The 13,699-nt window shown below is 63.0% G+C and carries 11 protein-coding genes and 1 pseudogene; 3 read left to right on the top strand and 9 right to left on the bottom strand.

All coding sequences use genetic code 11. The features are described 5' to 3' along the window. Positions 1 to 26 precede the first annotated feature (26 nt). The 7 genes and pseudogenes from PMM47T1_RS07365 to PMM47T1_RS30785 form a co-directional block, all read right to left on the bottom strand. Positions 27 to 1,646 carry an EAL domain-containing protein gene (locus PMM47T1_RS07365; protein ID WP_043300820.1) on the bottom strand — a complete coding sequence of 540 codons (1,620 nt, stop codon included), beginning with the start codon at positions 1,644 to 1,646 and terminating at the stop codon, positions 27 to 29. Between the two features lie 74 nt (positions 1,647 to 1,720). Then, entirely contained in the window at positions 1,721 to 2,497 is a 777-nt protein-coding gene (locus tag PMM47T1_RS07360) for an N-acetylmuramoyl-L-alanine amidase (RefSeq protein WP_008367249.1), read from the bottom strand. 202 nt (positions 2,498 to 2,699) lie between these two features. Further along, complete coding sequence (locus PMM47T1_RS07355) at positions 2,700 to 4,808, bottom strand: diguanylate cyclase (protein WP_008367247.1); 2,109 nt, start codon at positions 4,806 to 4,808, stop codon at positions 2,700 to 2,702. Further along, positions 4,805 to 5,683 carry an endonuclease/exonuclease/phosphatase family protein gene (locus PMM47T1_RS07350; RefSeq protein ID WP_008367245.1) on the bottom strand — a complete coding sequence of 293 codons (879 nt, stop codon included), beginning with the start codon at positions 5,681 to 5,683 and terminating at the stop codon, positions 4,805 to 4,807. Before PMM47T1_RS07350 ends, PMM47T1_RS07355 begins: the two co-directional genes overlap by 4 nt. A gap of 14 nt (positions 5,684 to 5,697) precedes the next feature. Beyond that, complete coding sequence (locus PMM47T1_RS07345) at positions 5,698 to 6,348, bottom strand: thiol:disulfide interchange protein DsbA/DsbL (RefSeq protein WP_008367243.1); 651 nt, start codon at positions 6,346 to 6,348, stop codon at positions 5,698 to 5,700. A gap of 156 nt (positions 6,349 to 6,504) precedes the next feature. Further along, on the bottom strand, positions 6,505 to 7,110 hold the full coding sequence (locus tag PMM47T1_RS07340) for a c-type cytochrome (protein ID WP_043300819.1): 606 nt from the start codon (positions 7,108 to 7,110) through the stop codon (positions 6,505 to 6,507). Next, a pseudogene (locus PMM47T1_RS30785) lies at positions 7,110 to 7,262 on the bottom strand (hypothetical protein); the annotation flags it as partial. The pseudogene PMM47T1_RS30785 and the gene PMM47T1_RS07340, both read right to left, overlap by 1 nt. A 225-nt stretch (positions 7,263 to 7,487) precedes the next feature. Between PMM47T1_RS30785 and yihA the strand changes: the two are divergent. Next, a complete protein-coding gene (yihA, locus tag PMM47T1_RS07335; RefSeq protein ID WP_008367238.1) occupies positions 7,488 to 8,120 on the top strand; it encodes a ribosome biogenesis GTP-binding protein YihA/YsxC in 633 nt (210 codons plus the stop codon). A gap of 439 nt (positions 8,121 to 8,559) precedes the next feature. Here yihA and polA read toward each other — a convergent pair whose 3' ends face one another. Continuing rightward, complete coding sequence (gene polA, locus PMM47T1_RS07330) at positions 8,560 to 11,325, bottom strand: DNA polymerase I (RefSeq protein WP_008367236.1); 2,766 nt, start codon at positions 11,323 to 11,325, stop codon at positions 8,560 to 8,562. Between the two features lie 74 nt (positions 11,326 to 11,399). Here polA and PMM47T1_RS07325 point away from each other — a divergent pair, with 74 nt between their 5' ends. Both PMM47T1_RS07325 and PMM47T1_RS07320 read left to right on the top strand, forming a co-directional pair. Continuing rightward, positions 11,400 to 11,690, top strand: a complete 291-nt coding sequence (locus PMM47T1_RS07325; RefSeq protein WP_008367235.1) for a DUF2782 domain-containing protein — start codon at positions 11,400 to 11,402, stop codon at positions 11,688 to 11,690. A 59-nt stretch (positions 11,691 to 11,749) separates the two neighbouring features. After that, positions 11,750 to 12,700, top strand: a complete 951-nt coding sequence (locus tag PMM47T1_RS07320) for a homoserine kinase (protein WP_008367233.1) — start codon at positions 11,750 to 11,752, stop codon at positions 12,698 to 12,700. A 57-nt stretch (positions 12,701 to 12,757) separates the two neighbouring features. Here PMM47T1_RS07320 and PMM47T1_RS07315 read toward each other — a convergent pair whose 3' ends face one another. Beyond that, positions 12,758 to 13,681: a zinc ABC transporter substrate-binding protein gene (locus tag PMM47T1_RS07315; protein WP_008367232.1), complete on the bottom strand. Its 924-nt coding sequence runs from the start codon at positions 13,679 to 13,681 to the stop codon at positions 12,758 to 12,760. Positions 13,682 to 13,699: the final 18 nt, after the last annotated feature.

Below are 13,699 nucleotides of genomic sequence, written 5' to 3'. Positions count from 1 at the left end.
AGCTGGCAAGCCAGCCCCCACCCAGGTTAAGCCTCGTCGTCAATGCGCCGGCCGGCCAGGCGCCGGCCGCGGGTCACCAGCTCGGTGAACTGATGGGCATTGAGCGGGTGGGCGAACAACCAGCCCTGGCCGTAGTTGACGCCCTCGCTGGTCAACAGCAACGCCTGGGCTTCCAGTTCTATGCCCTCGGCAATCACCCTAAGCTGCAAGGCGTGCGCCATGCGGATGATGTGGGGCGCCACGCCACTGCTGGCCGCGTCGTGCCCTAATGCGTCGATGAACGCCTTGTCGATTTTCAGGCAATCCACCGGCAACGTCTGCAAGTAGGCGAGGCTGCAATAACCCGTGCCGAAATCATCGATCAATACCTGATGCCCTACATCGCGCAGGGCCTGGAGGTTGTCGCGGGCCACCACCACATCGATCAGGCCGCGCTCGGTCACCTCGAAGGCAATCTGATGGGCCGCGACCCGATGCTGGGCCAGCAGGCGTGCAACCACGCGGCCGATGCGCGGCACCATGACATCGCAGGCAGCCAGGTTCACCGATATATAGAGGTGGGGGTTGGCGCGCAGCAATTGCCCCAGTTGCTCAAGCAATTGCTGCAGGACGAAATCGGTTATCTCGCGGATCTGGCCGGTGTTTTCCGCCATGGGGATAAACAGGTCGGGGCTGGTCAAGGTTCCATCCGGACGCCGCCAGCGCACTAACGCTTCGGCGCCCACACATCGTCGGCTGGTGAGGTCGAAGATCGGCTGGTACAACACCTTCAATTCGTTACGGCGCAACGCGCCCTGTAGCTCGGCACTCAAGGAACGCCGCTCGCGCACCAGTTGCAGCACCATCCAGCCCACACTCCAGGCCAGCAACAGGCTCGCAGGAAACAGCGCCCACAAGGCGCCATTCATTTTTGGCAGCAGGCTGGTACGGGGCGCGATCAACACCAGCTGGTAATCGGGCGACTTGGTGAACATGCGGTACACCAGGTTATCGCGGGTCACCACCAGAGGCTGCTGGGACGGCGGCGGCCAATCGCGGGTAGGCGGCCACGGCTGCACCGGCCCCAATACCGGGACGGCACGCTTGCCGCGATCCAGCACCACCAGCAGGCTGCCGCCCGGCGCCAGGTCCACTACGTCGGTAAGGTGGCCGCGCGAGGTAGACACCGTGAACGGCCCCCGACCCAAGCGCAGCGCGGCCAGGTTGTCGTCGGGCTGGGTGGTAGTGTTGAGCCAGTAGCTGTAGGTGGGCCCCTTGATGTCCGGCGCGCGCAGCTCACTGCCATCCGACTCGCCCGGACGGCTGGAACAACGTTGCTGGCCATCGTTGTAAGCCGCGTCGTAGACGAAGCGGTTATCGAACCCCACTTGCTGCAGGGCAGTGATCATCGCCGGGTTACAGCCGCGCAACGCCTGCTCGTCGAGCAGGTCCACGCTTTCGCGTAACTGACCGAATATCTGCTCCAGCCGGTTGAGAAAGCGCTCGCCGCGAGCATTCATCTGTTCGATTTCGGTCTGCTGCACCTGGTGCACCACCAGGCCGAAGCTGGCGCTCAGCAGCAACACGGCGCAACCCACAGCCGCTATCGTCGCCAATAACCACGGACGATAAAGGGCGCTGCGAAGTCGCACGTAGGCGGATGACATGGGTAAATATCCAGTTGCTCACCATGAGGTATAGCAACTGGCTGGGTTTTAGCCTCGCCGTTGGGCGGAGGGGGTTAGCGCTGGTTGTTCAAGGCCTGCAGGATGGCTGCGGTTTGCGCATCGGGCTCGCCGTCGAAACGGGCCGGGCGGAAGTGCATCTGGAAGGCCGAGATGACATGGCGAGTGGTGACGTCCAACTCGCCGGTCAGGTCGATCGCGTAGCCCAGATGCGCCAGCTGCTGCTGGTACCAGATCATGCTGGGCGGGTTGACGTCGAAACGGGCCTTGTTGCGTGCCACCGCGCCTGCGTCCGGCCAGATGCCAAGGCCATCGTCGGCCAGGCGCTTCCAGGGGAACAGCGGGCCCGGATCCTGCTTGCGCAATGGGGCGATGTCACTGTGGCCGATGATGTGTCGTGGCTCGATGTTGTAGCGTTTGACGATGTCTTTGACCAAGGCCTCCACGGCTTTGATCTGCGCTTCGCTGTAAGGGTACCAGAGCCTGCCGTTGGGCGTATCGGTGTAGCCGGGGTTGACGATCTCGATGCCGATGGAGCTGGAGTTCAGCCAGGTGCGGCCCTCCCATTGGCTTTCCCCGGCGTGCCAGGCGCGCTGGCTTTCATCCACCAGTTGGTAGACCTTGGGTGGGTTGAGACCCACCAGGTAGTGGGCGCTGACCTCACCGTGGGTCAACAGCGCCAGCGAGCGCTCGTCGGATGCCGAGGTGTAGTGCAGCACCACGAACTGGATCCGGCTGTCATGGTTGACCGAGGGGTGACTGCGATCAATGCGAAGGCCATTGGTACAGCCCGTGAGGACGAGCAACAGCAGGGCGCAGCCGAGGAGTTTCATAGGAGGGACGACAACTTGGTGGGCAGTAATGCAATAGTATAACACATCGCTTGCGCGCCTCGCTGAACGGTCCGTTGCGAGGGATTGCTGGGCCACTGCGGTGAAACGCGCCATCAAAACGCGCCACTTGTCGCCGCAGCCGGGCGGCAGCGGCTATAGCTCGGCGTTTTTGCGTTTGGCGGTTTTTCGAGATGCGTTGCGCTCACGCACCCAGCACGCGGTTGCGGCCGGCGTCCTTGGCGCGGTATAGCGCTTCGTCGGCGCGCTTGAGCGCCAGTTCGCTGCGCTCGCTGCCGCGCAAACCGGCAATGCCGATGGAGATGGTGATGGTTACCCGCTGGCCCTTGAAGTGGAACGGGCACGACTCCACCGCCGCGCGCAGGGCTTCCACCAGACGCAAGCCTTCGGCCATGGGCGTCTGGGGCATCAGCAGAACAAACTCCTCACCGCCAAAACGGGCCATGAAGTCCAACGGCCGCAGGCGCTTGCGCATTTCATTGGCAATGATCTTCAGCACTTTGTCGCCGGCCAGGTGGCCATAGCTGTCGTTGATGGACTTGAAGTGGTCCAGGTCAAGCATGGCCAGCAGCAACTCGCTGCCGTCTTCCTGGCGCAGGGCCACGGCCTGCTCCAGGCGCTCGGACCAAGCGGCGCGGTTGGGCAGGCCGGTCAATGGGTCGATCAGCGCTTTCTGCCGCTGCTCTTCCAGGTGTTCTCGATAACCCTGGGCTTCGCCTTCCATGCTGGCGACCCGCTCGGCCAGGCCTTGCAGGCGTGTGGCAATTTCCTGCTCGCGCTGGTCGCGCTGCTGCTGGTGGGCATCGATGGTGCCGATCAGGCCTTCCAGGCGCTGCTCCAGAATCTGCTTGAGGCTGGCCACGTCGGTGGCGCCCTTCATGCTGCTTTGCAAACCGCCCACGTGCTCGCGCAATTGGCTGTCCAGGTCGCGCGCCGCCGAACGGCTGTCGGCGTGGCCCTCGCTGGCGGCCTGCAAGTGGCTCTGGAAGGTGTCCAGGCGCTCATTGAGCTGCTTTAGGTACAACTCGAAATCATGCTGGCCGCTGTCGTTGATCGCCAGCATCAGCGTGGCCAGGTCATCGAGTATCGGCAGCAGTTCGTACCAGTTCAGGCCGTGCTGCAAGCGGTCACGCATGGCCTCGGCCTGCGGGCGGTGCCGTTCGGGCAGCGCCAGGTCGTTGAGCAGGCCCAGCAGGGTCTCTTCGATGTGCGCGGCCACCGAGCTGTAGGAGGGCTCCGGTGAAGGCGGCAGGGCGTAGAGCACGTCCTCGCCGGGTGCCTCGGGATCAATGGCGGCTATGGCTTCGGCCATGACGGCAGGCAAGGGCAAGCGGTCGATGTAGACCGGCGGTGCGGCGTCGGCTTCGACAACGACCCGCGCAGTAGCCCCGACCGTCGGCGCTTTCGCCAGCGCAGGTGGCAGGTGGGGCTCGGGCGCGCGGAGCTGATCGGCCACGGCCTCGATTGTCGGCTCCAGGATCGGGGTCGGTGGCTCGACGGCCGCTTCGACGACGGCCGGCGGCTCCGGTTCCGGCTGAGGCGCGGGCACGGCCCTGGGCTCCGGTGACTTGACCTCTGGCGCAGGCACTGACTGCGGTGCAGGTTCTGGTGCGTGAGTCACTACCGGTGCTTGGGCCGGTACTTCGTGGTGCACCTCGGGTTGCGGCGCCGGCTCGGGCGCGGTTTGCACTGCCGCTGGCGCCGGCTCCGGGGCAGGTACCGGGGCAGGTGGCTGCGACTCTGGCTGCGCTTGCGGCTCACCCTCTACATCACGGCCACCAAACAGGCGCTGGAACAGGCCCGGGCGATGGCCTTCCGAATTCGCTTCGATGCCAGCGATGGCCTGTCCCTGCAAACCACTCAGCTCACTGAGCAGCAACGGGATCTCCCGCGCCTGGCCGGCACGTTCCTCCACTTGCTTGGCAAATTTCTTCAATGGCTTGCTGACATCTCGCGACAGCGGCAATGTCTGCAATTGGTCCACCAGCGCAGTCAGCGCAGTGCTGATCTGCGTGACCCGTGTTTCCCGGCGCTGCTCGGAATCGAGCACGGCCTTCTCCAGGCGCGGGATCAGGGCGGCGAGGCCTGCGTCCATGTCATCGGTGCGCACCACCTCGCGCATTTCCTTCATGCACAGGTCCACTGCCTTGTCGGTACCTTCGGCCGCCAGCGTGCTGCGCACCAGGCCGCGGCGCAACAGGTCGAGCCGGGCATTCCAGCGGCGCTCCAGTTTCTCTTGCTGTTCAATACTCTTGAGGTACTTTTCTTTCCAGCGCTGGGCTTCTTCTGTCATGCCAAGGGTCTGCGAGAGGAGGGGAGGAGCGCCGGCAGCGAGTCGGCTACCAGGGAGTCAGGCAAACGGATCTCTACCGCCACGGGCAGATGATCGGAAATCGGTTGGGCCAGCACCCGCACCCGTTCCAGGGTAAGGCCGGGGCTGAGCAAAATATGATCAAGGCAACGCTGGGGGCGCCAGCTGGGGAAGGTGGCTTCCGCCTGCGGTGCCAGCAGGCCCAGATCACGCAGTGGCGAATGCAGCAGCAGGTCGCTGGCGTGGGTGTTCATGTCACCCATCAGGATCTGGTGCCGGTAGCCGCCAATCAGTTCACGAATGTAGGCCAACTGGCGGGCGCGGGTACGGGTACCCAGGGCCAGGTGCATCATCACCACTACCAGTGCGTCTTCACCCTCGCCAAAGCGCGCCAGGATGGCACCACGGCCGGCAGGGCCGGGCAATGGGTGATCCTCCAGGCTCCAGGGGCGCAGACGGCTGAGGATACCGTTGCTGTGCTGGGCCAGGCGGCCAAGGTTACGGTTGAGTTGCTGGTACCAGTACGGAAAGCCGCCCAGTTGGGCGAGGTATTCGACCTGGTTGACGTAACCGGAGCGAATACTGCCGCCGTCCACTTCCTGCAAGGCCACCAGGTCGAAGTCGCCGAGCAGTTCGCCGATCTTCTGCAGGTTGTTGGCCCTGCCAGTGTGCGGCAGCAGGTGCTGCCAGCTGCGGGTCAGGTAATGGCGATAGCGTTCAGTGCTGATGCCCACCTGGATATTGAAACTGAGCAGCCGCAGCCGGCCATCCTCGGGAAGGCCGCTGGTGTGTACATGATGCTCGTTGACCCGCGGATCACGCAGGCCAACGACACGTTCGGTTCTCCAGCGGCGCACGGTGTCACCTGAGGTTAGTTGGCAGCGCTCTTGCCGGCTGCACGTTCTTTGGCAATCAGTGCATCGGCCACTTTCAGGGTTTCTTCAGGGCCGCCTGCAGTGCCGAGGTCAAAACGGTATTTGCCGTTGACGATCATGGTCGGTACGCCCTGCACACCGTAAGCCACGGCCAGCTCCTTGTACTGCTTGACCTTGCCCTGGACGGCGAAGGAGTTGTAGGTCTCCAGGAACTTGCTCTTGTCAACGCCTTGGGTGGCTACGAAATCAGCCATTTCGTTAGGATCGGTCAGGCGCTTGCCTTGTTTCTGGATGGCGTCGAACACGGCGGAGTGAACCTTGTGCTCCACACCCATCATGTCCAGGGTAATGAACAGTTGGCCGTGCAGATCCCAAGGGCCGCCGAACATGGCAGGAATACGCACGAAGTGTACGTCAGCCGGCAGCTTCTCGATCCACGGGTTGATGGTTGGCTCAAAGGCGTAGCAGTGCGGGCAGCCATACCAGAACATCTCGACGACTTCGATTTTGCCAGGCTGGGACACCGGCACCGGGCTGGTCAGTTCGACGTACTGCTTGCCCGCTTCCAGCGGGGCATCGGCGGCTTGAGCGGTCATGCCGAACAGCGTGGCAGCAACCAGAGCGGCGCCGAGGATCAGATTACGCATGCTTTACTCCTGAGCAAAAAGGGATCGCCGAGCAGCGACGAGCGTTGAGACTCGGCGCCGAAGGGTTCAGTTCGCTAGTGTAACGGCAGACTTCATGAAAAAGGGCAGCCAAGGCCGCCCTTTTTAATTGTTTCATTTCAAGACGCGACAACGCGATCAGTGCAGGCCCTGCACGTAGGAAGCGATAGCCTCGATATCCTTGTTGCTGAGTTTCGCGGCAATGCTGCGCATGACCATGGTGTCACCGTCGTTGGTGCGGTTGCCTTCACGAAAGTCGGTAAGTTGCTTGGTCACGTACTGGGCGTGCTGCCCGCCCAGGTGCGGGAAGCCGGCCATGGGGTTGCCAACGCCATTGGGCGAATGACAGCCGGTGCAGGCAGGCATGCCGGTGTCCAGCTTGCCGCCGCGAAACAGCGCCTCGCCCCTGCCCACCAGGTTGGGGTCGGCGGCGCCGACGCTGCCTTTCTGGCTATTGAAATAAGCGGCGAGGTCAGCCAGGTCCTGATCGCTGAGGTTGGTCAGCAGGCCGGTCATTTCAGGCACCTGGCGCTTGCCCGACTTGATGTCGTGCAACTGTTTTTCCAAGTAGCGATCACCTTGCCCGGCCAGCTTGGGAAAGTTGGGCGCCATGCTGTTGCCATCGGGGCCGTGGCAGGCACCACAGACCGCCGCCTTTGCCTGCCCGGCGGCCGGGTCACCCGCCGCTTGGGCCACACCTGTGATTCCTACTGCCAACAGCAGACTCACTATTATTTTTTTCATCAGCTAATCCAACTACGGCTAAGGGTGAAAGTTTGGTGCCGCAGGCTTGGGCCGCTCATCCATTGGATTACGGTCTTGTAGTCTTCGGCACTGCTGTCCGTGCACAATTCACGTGGCGGCATAGCCTTGAAACCCTGGGTTACATCAGAGACGCTAGCAGCAAGCCGCTATTTCGTCCTGAAACGAGAGGTTCAGGGTTGGGGGAATTTGCGGTCTAATGCGCAATGACAACTGAAAATGCCCCCGGTGTGCGTCCCCCCAGCGGCAGGACAAAGCACACACGAAATCTACGGCATTATATACTACCGACGTCAGCGAAGCGGAAACGACCCGCCTGCCTGGGCCCTTGCCCGGCGTCGCCCCACAGCGGAAATCACATGCAAGTCAAAAACCCCATCCTCGGTCTGTGCCAACAGGCTACCTTCTCGCTCAGCGCCGCCAAGGTCGACCAGTGCCCCGACGACGAAGGCTTTGAAGTGGCCTTTGCCGGCCGCTCCAACGCCGGAAAGTCCAGTGCCCTGAATACCCTGACCCACGCCAGCCTGGCGCGCACATCCAAGACCCCGGGGCGCACACAACTGCTGAACTTCTTCGAGCTGGACGAAGAACGCCGCCTGGTGGACTTGCCCGGTTACGGTTACGCCAAGGTGCCTATCCCGCTCAAGCAGCACTGGCAGCGCCACCTGGAGGCGTACCTGGGCAGCCGTGAAAGCCTCAAGGGCTTGATCCTGATGATGGACATCCGCCATCCCATGACCGATTTCGACCTGTTGATGCTCGATTGGTCGGTGGCCAGCCACATGCCCATGCATATCCTGCTGACCAAGGCCGACAAGCTGACCTACGGCGCGGCCAAGAACACGCTGCTCAAGGTTCAGTCGGAAATCCGCAAGGGCTGGGGCGATGCCGTGAGCATCCAGCTGTTCTCCGCGCCCAAGCGCATGGGCCTTGAAGACGCCTACGCCGTGCTGGCGCGCTGGATGGAGTTGCCGGACAAGGTTGACGCTTAAGCTGATTGGCGACCTTTGTAGCCGCAGCCTTGCGGTAGCGGCTACCGCTAAATCAGTCAAATCGCGGGCAAAAAAAACCCCGGACTTCGTATGGGGAGGGGGAAGTTCGGGGTTCAAGTTCCGGACCGCTAGGGCGGGGTCCAGATATCTGCCAACACTTAACACAACATAGGAGCATCGAACGGCTTCACCAGCCATTCAGTTACTCTGAGTCGTGTTTGACAGGTTTAGTTCCCGAACTGCTCAAAACTAATTCTCCTAAGCAGGTGTCGCGTTAGGCCATATCCCGCATGGCGGCCGTCTGGTACCGGGCGAGCTGCAGGACCTGCGGGGCGCGGGCCCGCGATCGGCTGAACACCGCAGGAAGGTCCTGCGGACTTTTTCGCAGCCTGGCGACGGATGGCCGCCCCGCAGCGCCTGCGGGGCCTGCGTATTGCTGTCAGTGCGCCTCGTCCCAGTTATCGCCCACGCCCACTTCCACCAGCAGCGGTACGTCCAACTCGGCCGCGCTGCTCATGTGCGGACGAATCTGCTCGCTCACCTGAGCAACCAGGTCCTCGCGCACTTCCAGCACCAGTTCATCGTGTACCTGCAGGATCACCCGGGCGTCCAGGCCCGATTCGCTCAGCCAATTGTCCACGGCCACCATGGCGCGTTTAATGATGTCGGCCGCAGTGCCCTGCATCGGGGCGTTGATGGCGGTGCGCTCGGCGCCCTTGCGCAGGGCAGGGTTCTTGGCGTTGATGTCGGCCAGGTACAGGCGGCGACCAAACAGCGTCTCTACGTAACCCTGCTCGGCCGCCTGGGCGCGGGTGCGCTCCATGTAGGCCAGCACGCCGGGGTAGCGGGTGAAGTAGCGATCGATGTATTCCTTGGCCTGCTTGTTGTCCACGCCAATCTGCTTGGCCAGGCCAAAGGCACTCATGCCGTAGATGAGGCCAAAGTTGATGGCCTTGGCGCTGCGCCGCTGGTCGGTGGTGACCTGGTCCAGTTCCACGCCGAACACTTCCGCGGCCGTGGCCCGGTGAACGTCCAGGTTGTTCTGGAAGGCGTGCAGCAAGCCCTCGTCCTTGGCCAGGTGGGCCATGATGCGCAGCTCGATCTGCGAGTAGTCCGCGGCCAGCAGCTTGTAGCCCTTGGGCGCCACGAACGCCTGGCGAATGCGCCGGCCTTCGGCGGTGCGGATCGGGATGTTCTGCAGGTTCGGGTCGCTGGACGACAACCGCCCGGTGGCCGCCACGGCCTGGTGATACGAGGTGTGGATACGGCCGGTACGCGGGTTAATCTGCTCGGGCAGACGATCGGTGTAGGTGCTTTTCAGTTTGCTCAGCGAACGGTACTGCATCAGTACCTTGGGCAGCGGGAAGTCCTGCTCGGCCAGCTCGGCCAGCACCGCTTCAGCCGTGGAAGCCTGGCCCTTGGCGGTCTTGTTGAGCACCGGCATGCCCAGTTTTTCGTAGAGGATGGCGCCCAACTGCTTGGGCGAACCCAGGTTGAACGCCTCGCCGGCGATTTCAAAAGACTGGCGCTCCAGCTCAGCCAGCTTAGTGCCCAGCTCGCCGCTCTGTACGCCCAGCAAGGCGGCATCGACCAATGCGCCCTGGCGCTCGATCTTGGCCAGTACCGGCACCAGCGGCATCTCGATGTCATCCACCACGGTCAACAGGCTGGGCGCGGCGGCCAACTTGGCCTGGAACAGCTGGTGCAGGCGCAGGGTGATGTCGGCGTCTTCAGCCGCGTACGGCCCGGCCTGCTCCAGGGGGATCTGGTCGAAGGTCAGCTGCTTGGCACCCTTGCCGGCAATCTGTTCGAAGGTAATCGTGGTGTGGCCCAGGTACTTGGCAGCCAGGCTGTCCATGTCGTGGCGGGTAGCGGTGGAGTCCAGCACGTAGGATTCGAGCATGGTGTCGAATTTCACGCCCTGCACGGCAATGCCCTGGGCAGGGTCGCCGCCGATGGCGCAGTTGGCCAGGATGTTCATGTCGTACTTGGCGTTCTGGCCGACCTTTAACTTGGTCGGGTCTTCGAGCAGCGGCTTGAGCGCGCGCAGCACGGTGTCGCGGTCCAACTGCTCGGGGGCGCCCATATAGGAATGAGTCAGCGCAATGTAGGCCGCTTCGTGGGGCCGCACGGCGAACGACAGGCCTACCAGCTGGGCCTTCTGAGCATCCAGGCCGGTGGTTTCGGTGTCGAAGGCGAACAGTTCGGCGTTGTTCAGCTTTTCCAACCACACGTCGAAGCGTGCCTGATCAAGGATGGTTTCGTAGACGGTTTCCACGGCAGCCACCGGCGCCACCTCGGCCACGACTTCCTGACCGGCACGCTTGGCGTCGCGCTGTACTTCATCGATCCAGCTCTTGAACTCAAGCTCGGTGTACAGCTCCACCAGCGCCTCGCGGTCCGGCTCGCCGCACACCAGGGCTTCCACTTCCACGTCCAGGGCCACGTCGATCTTGATGGTGGCCAGCTGGTAGGACAGGAACGCCATGTCCTTGTGTTCTTCAAGCTTGGCGGGCAAGTTCTTGGCGCCGCGGATGGGCAGGGCAGGGACCTTGTCGAGGTTCTCGTACAACTCCTTGAGGCCACCGCCGATACCCACCAGAAGGCCGACTGCGGTTTTTTCCCCTACGCCGGGGACGCCGGGGATATTGTCGACTTTGTCGCCCATCAGGGCCAGGTAGTCGATGATGTGCTCAGGGCCTACGCCGAATTTCTCCTTGACCCCTTCAATGTCCATGACACTGCCGGTCATGGTGTTGACCAGGGTCACGTGGCCATCCACCAACTGGGCCATGTCCTTGTCACCGGTGGAGATGATCACCGGGCGGTCCGCCGCCGCGCTGCTGCGCGCCAGGGTGCCGATCACGTCGTCGGCTTCCACGTTTTCCACACACAGCAAGGGGTAACCCAGGGCGCGCACGCTGGCGTGCAATGGCTCTACCTGCACGCGCAGATCGTCGGGCATGCTGGGGCGGTTGGCCTTGTAGTCAGCGAACATTTCGTCGCGGAACGTGCCGCCTTTGGCGTCGAATACCACGGCAAAGGGGCTATCTGGATACTGCTTGCGCAGGCTCTTGAGCATGTTCAGCACGCCCTTCACCGCGCCGGTCGGCATTCCCTTGGAGGTGGTCAGCGGTGGCAGGGCATGGAACGCCCGATACAGGTAGGAAGAACCGTCCACCAGGACGAGGGGAGCTTTGCTCATGAGCAGAATCAACCTTTTCGGCGGGTCCGGCGCTAGAATGTCCGGAACATTGACGACAAAGGGACAAGGTTATCATGCGAACCGCTAAACGCTTGTTGCTGGCCAGTGTGTTGATTGCTTCTGCGATGGCCGTCATGGCCGCCGACGAAGCGGTCACGGCTGATCCGGATGTCACCATTCGCCAGGAAGGCGACAAAACTGTCCAGGAATACCGGCAAAATGGCTTCCTGTACGCAATCAAGGTCACCCCGAAACACGGCAAGCCGTATTTCCTGGTTCGTGCCGATGGCACCGATGCCAACTACATCCGGTCCGACCAGCCGGACATGCTGATACCGGCATGGAAGATCTTCGAATGGAAATGACTCAACCTTAACTTCAACCGGGCATCTCCTACGGGGGTGCCAGTATGGGCAAACTTTTCATGTCAGTGTTTACACCCCTGTCGCGGCCTGAGCTTGAAACCTTTCTCGCACCTTATGGCCTGGGCCGTCTGCGCGACTTCCAGGGCATTGCTGCCGGAACCGAGAACAGCAATTTCTTCATCAGCCTGGAACAGGGCGAGTACGTCCTGACATTGGTTGAACGCGGCCCGGTCCAGGACCTGCCGTATTTCGTGGAGCTGCTGGATGTGCTGCACGAAGCCGACCTGCCGGTGCCCTACGCGCTGCGCACCACCGACGGCGTGGCTCTGCGCGAGCTGGCAGGCAAGCCGGCGCTGCTGCAACCGCGCCTGCCGGGCAAGCACATCAAGGAACCCAACAGCCAGCATTGCGTGCAGATGGGCGAGCTGATCAGCCACATTCACCTGGCCACCCGCGACCACGTGCTGGAGCGCAAGACCGACCGTGGCCTGGACTGGATGCTGGAAGAGGGCGAGCGCCAGATCGGCCAGCTGGGCAGCGAAGCCGCCGGCCTGCTGCGCAGCGCACTGGAGGAGATCAAGGCCCATAAGGCGCAGATCCTGGCCTTGCCGCGCGCCAACCTGCACGCTGACCTGTTTCGTGACAACGCCATGTTCGAAGGCACGCACCTGACGGGCGTGATCGACTTCTACAACGCCTGCTCGGGCCCGATGCTGTATGACTTGGCCATCAGCCTGAATGACTGGTGCTCGGACGCCACCGGTGCGCTGGACGCGCCGCGCGCGCGAGCGATGCTGGGTGCCTATGCCGGGCTGCGGCCGTTCACGGCGACAGAGGCCGAGTTGTGGCCGGTGATGCTGCGTGTGGCGTGCGTGCGTTTCTGGCTGTCGCGGCTGGTGGCTGCACAGGCGTTCGCCGGGATGGACGTGCTGATCCATGACCCGGCGGAGTTCGAACACCGCCTGGCGTTGCGCCAGAAGGTCAGCGTGGCGCTGCCGTTCGCGTTGTAACGCCGTTCGCCTTTTCACCTGTAGCCGCTGCCGTCAGGCTGCGGCTACAGTGCAGATTCAGAGTTGATCCAGGCAACCTGCCAAATCGTTACCCAGTTTTTCCATCAGCTGTTCGTAGCCTTTCGGCGACGCTTCGGCGAAGCCACCCAGGCCATCCAGCTCTGCCAGGCGCACCGGCAGGCCGGCGGTCAGGGTCTCGGCCAGGCGCGGGCGCGCCGGTGGCTCGCTGAACACGCAAGATTTGCCCACTTCCTGCAACCGCGCGCGCATTGCCGCCACGTGCTGGGCGCCCGGCTGCACTTCAGCGGCCACGCTGAACACGCCGGTGTGCTTCACGCCGAACTCATCCTCGAAATAATCGAAGCCTTCGTGGAACACGAAGAACGGCTTGCCCGCCACCCCGGCCATGCGCGTTTTCAAACGCGCGTCCAGGCTGTCCAGGCGGCCGTCGAACGCCTTGAGGTTGGCGTCATAGCGCGCGGCATTGGCCGGGTCGGCCTTGCTCAGGTCCGCCGCCATGCGCGCGGCAATCACCCGCGCATTGAACGTCGACAGCCACAGGTGCGAGTCCAGGCTACCGGGGCGATGGTCGTGATCGTGCTCGTCCGGGTCGGCCTCTTCGTGGGACTGGCTGTCAGCCGTGAAATGGCGCAGCTTCAGGCCGGCCAGATCCTGAATGGTCACGGTCGGCTTGCTGCGAGTGGCCACCACGCGGGGCAGGAACCCTTCCATGTCCGGGCCGATCCAGTACAGCAGGTCGGCATCGCCCACGCGCCGTACGTCGGAAGGCCGCAGTGCGTAATGATGCGGCGAAGCACCCGGCGGCAGCAGCACTTGCGGAGTGCCCACGCCATCCTGCACGGCAGCAGCAATCAGTTGCAGCGGCTTGATGCTGGTAAGCACGCGAACGTCGGCCTGAGCAGGCAGCGTTACGGCAGTGGCGAGGCAAAAAGCGACAAAAAGCTTGAATTGGCGGGACACAATGACCACTCGACTGGA

Source organism: Pseudomonas sp. M47T1, from assembly GCF_000263855.1.
In the GTDB taxonomy this organism is placed as follows: domain Bacteria; phylum Pseudomonadota; class Gammaproteobacteria; order Pseudomonadales; family Pseudomonadaceae; genus Aquipseudomonas.
This window is presented reverse-complemented; position numbering and strand designations above follow the sequence as displayed.

Excerpts from the sequence above, each read along its gene's own strand:
- PMM47T1_RS07365 (WP_043300820.1), bottom strand. The coding sequence starts at position 1,646 with ATGTCATCCGCCTACGTGCGACTTCGCAGCGCCCTTTATCGTCCGTGG.
- PMM47T1_RS07360 (WP_008367249.1), bottom strand. The coding sequence starts at position 2,497 with ATGAAACTCCTCGGCTGCGCCCTGCTGTTGCTCGTCCTCACGGGCTGT.
- PMM47T1_RS07355 (WP_008367247.1), bottom strand. The coding sequence starts at position 4,808 with ATGACAGAAGAAGCCCAGCGCTGGAAAGAAAAGTACCTCAAGAGTATT.
- PMM47T1_RS07345 (WP_008367243.1), bottom strand. The coding sequence starts at position 6,348 with ATGCGTAATCTGATCCTCGGCGCCGCTCTGGTTGCTGCCACGCTGTTC.
- PMM47T1_RS07340 (WP_043300819.1), bottom strand. The coding sequence starts at position 7,110 with ATGAAAAAAATAATAGTGAGTCTGCTGTTGGCAGTAGGAATCACAGGT.
- yihA (WP_008367238.1), top strand. The coding sequence starts at position 7,488 with ATGCAAGTCAAAAACCCCATCCTCGGTCTGTGCCAACAGGCTACCTTC.
- polA (WP_008367236.1), bottom strand. The coding sequence starts at position 11,325 with ATGAGCAAAGCTCCCCTCGTCCTGGTGGACGGTTCTTCCTACCTGTAT.
- PMM47T1_RS07325 (WP_008367235.1), top strand. The coding sequence starts at position 11,400 with ATGCGAACCGCTAAACGCTTGTTGCTGGCCAGTGTGTTGATTGCTTCT.
- PMM47T1_RS07320 (WP_008367233.1), top strand. The coding sequence starts at position 11,750 with ATGTCAGTGTTTACACCCCTGTCGCGGCCTGAGCTTGAAACCTTTCTC.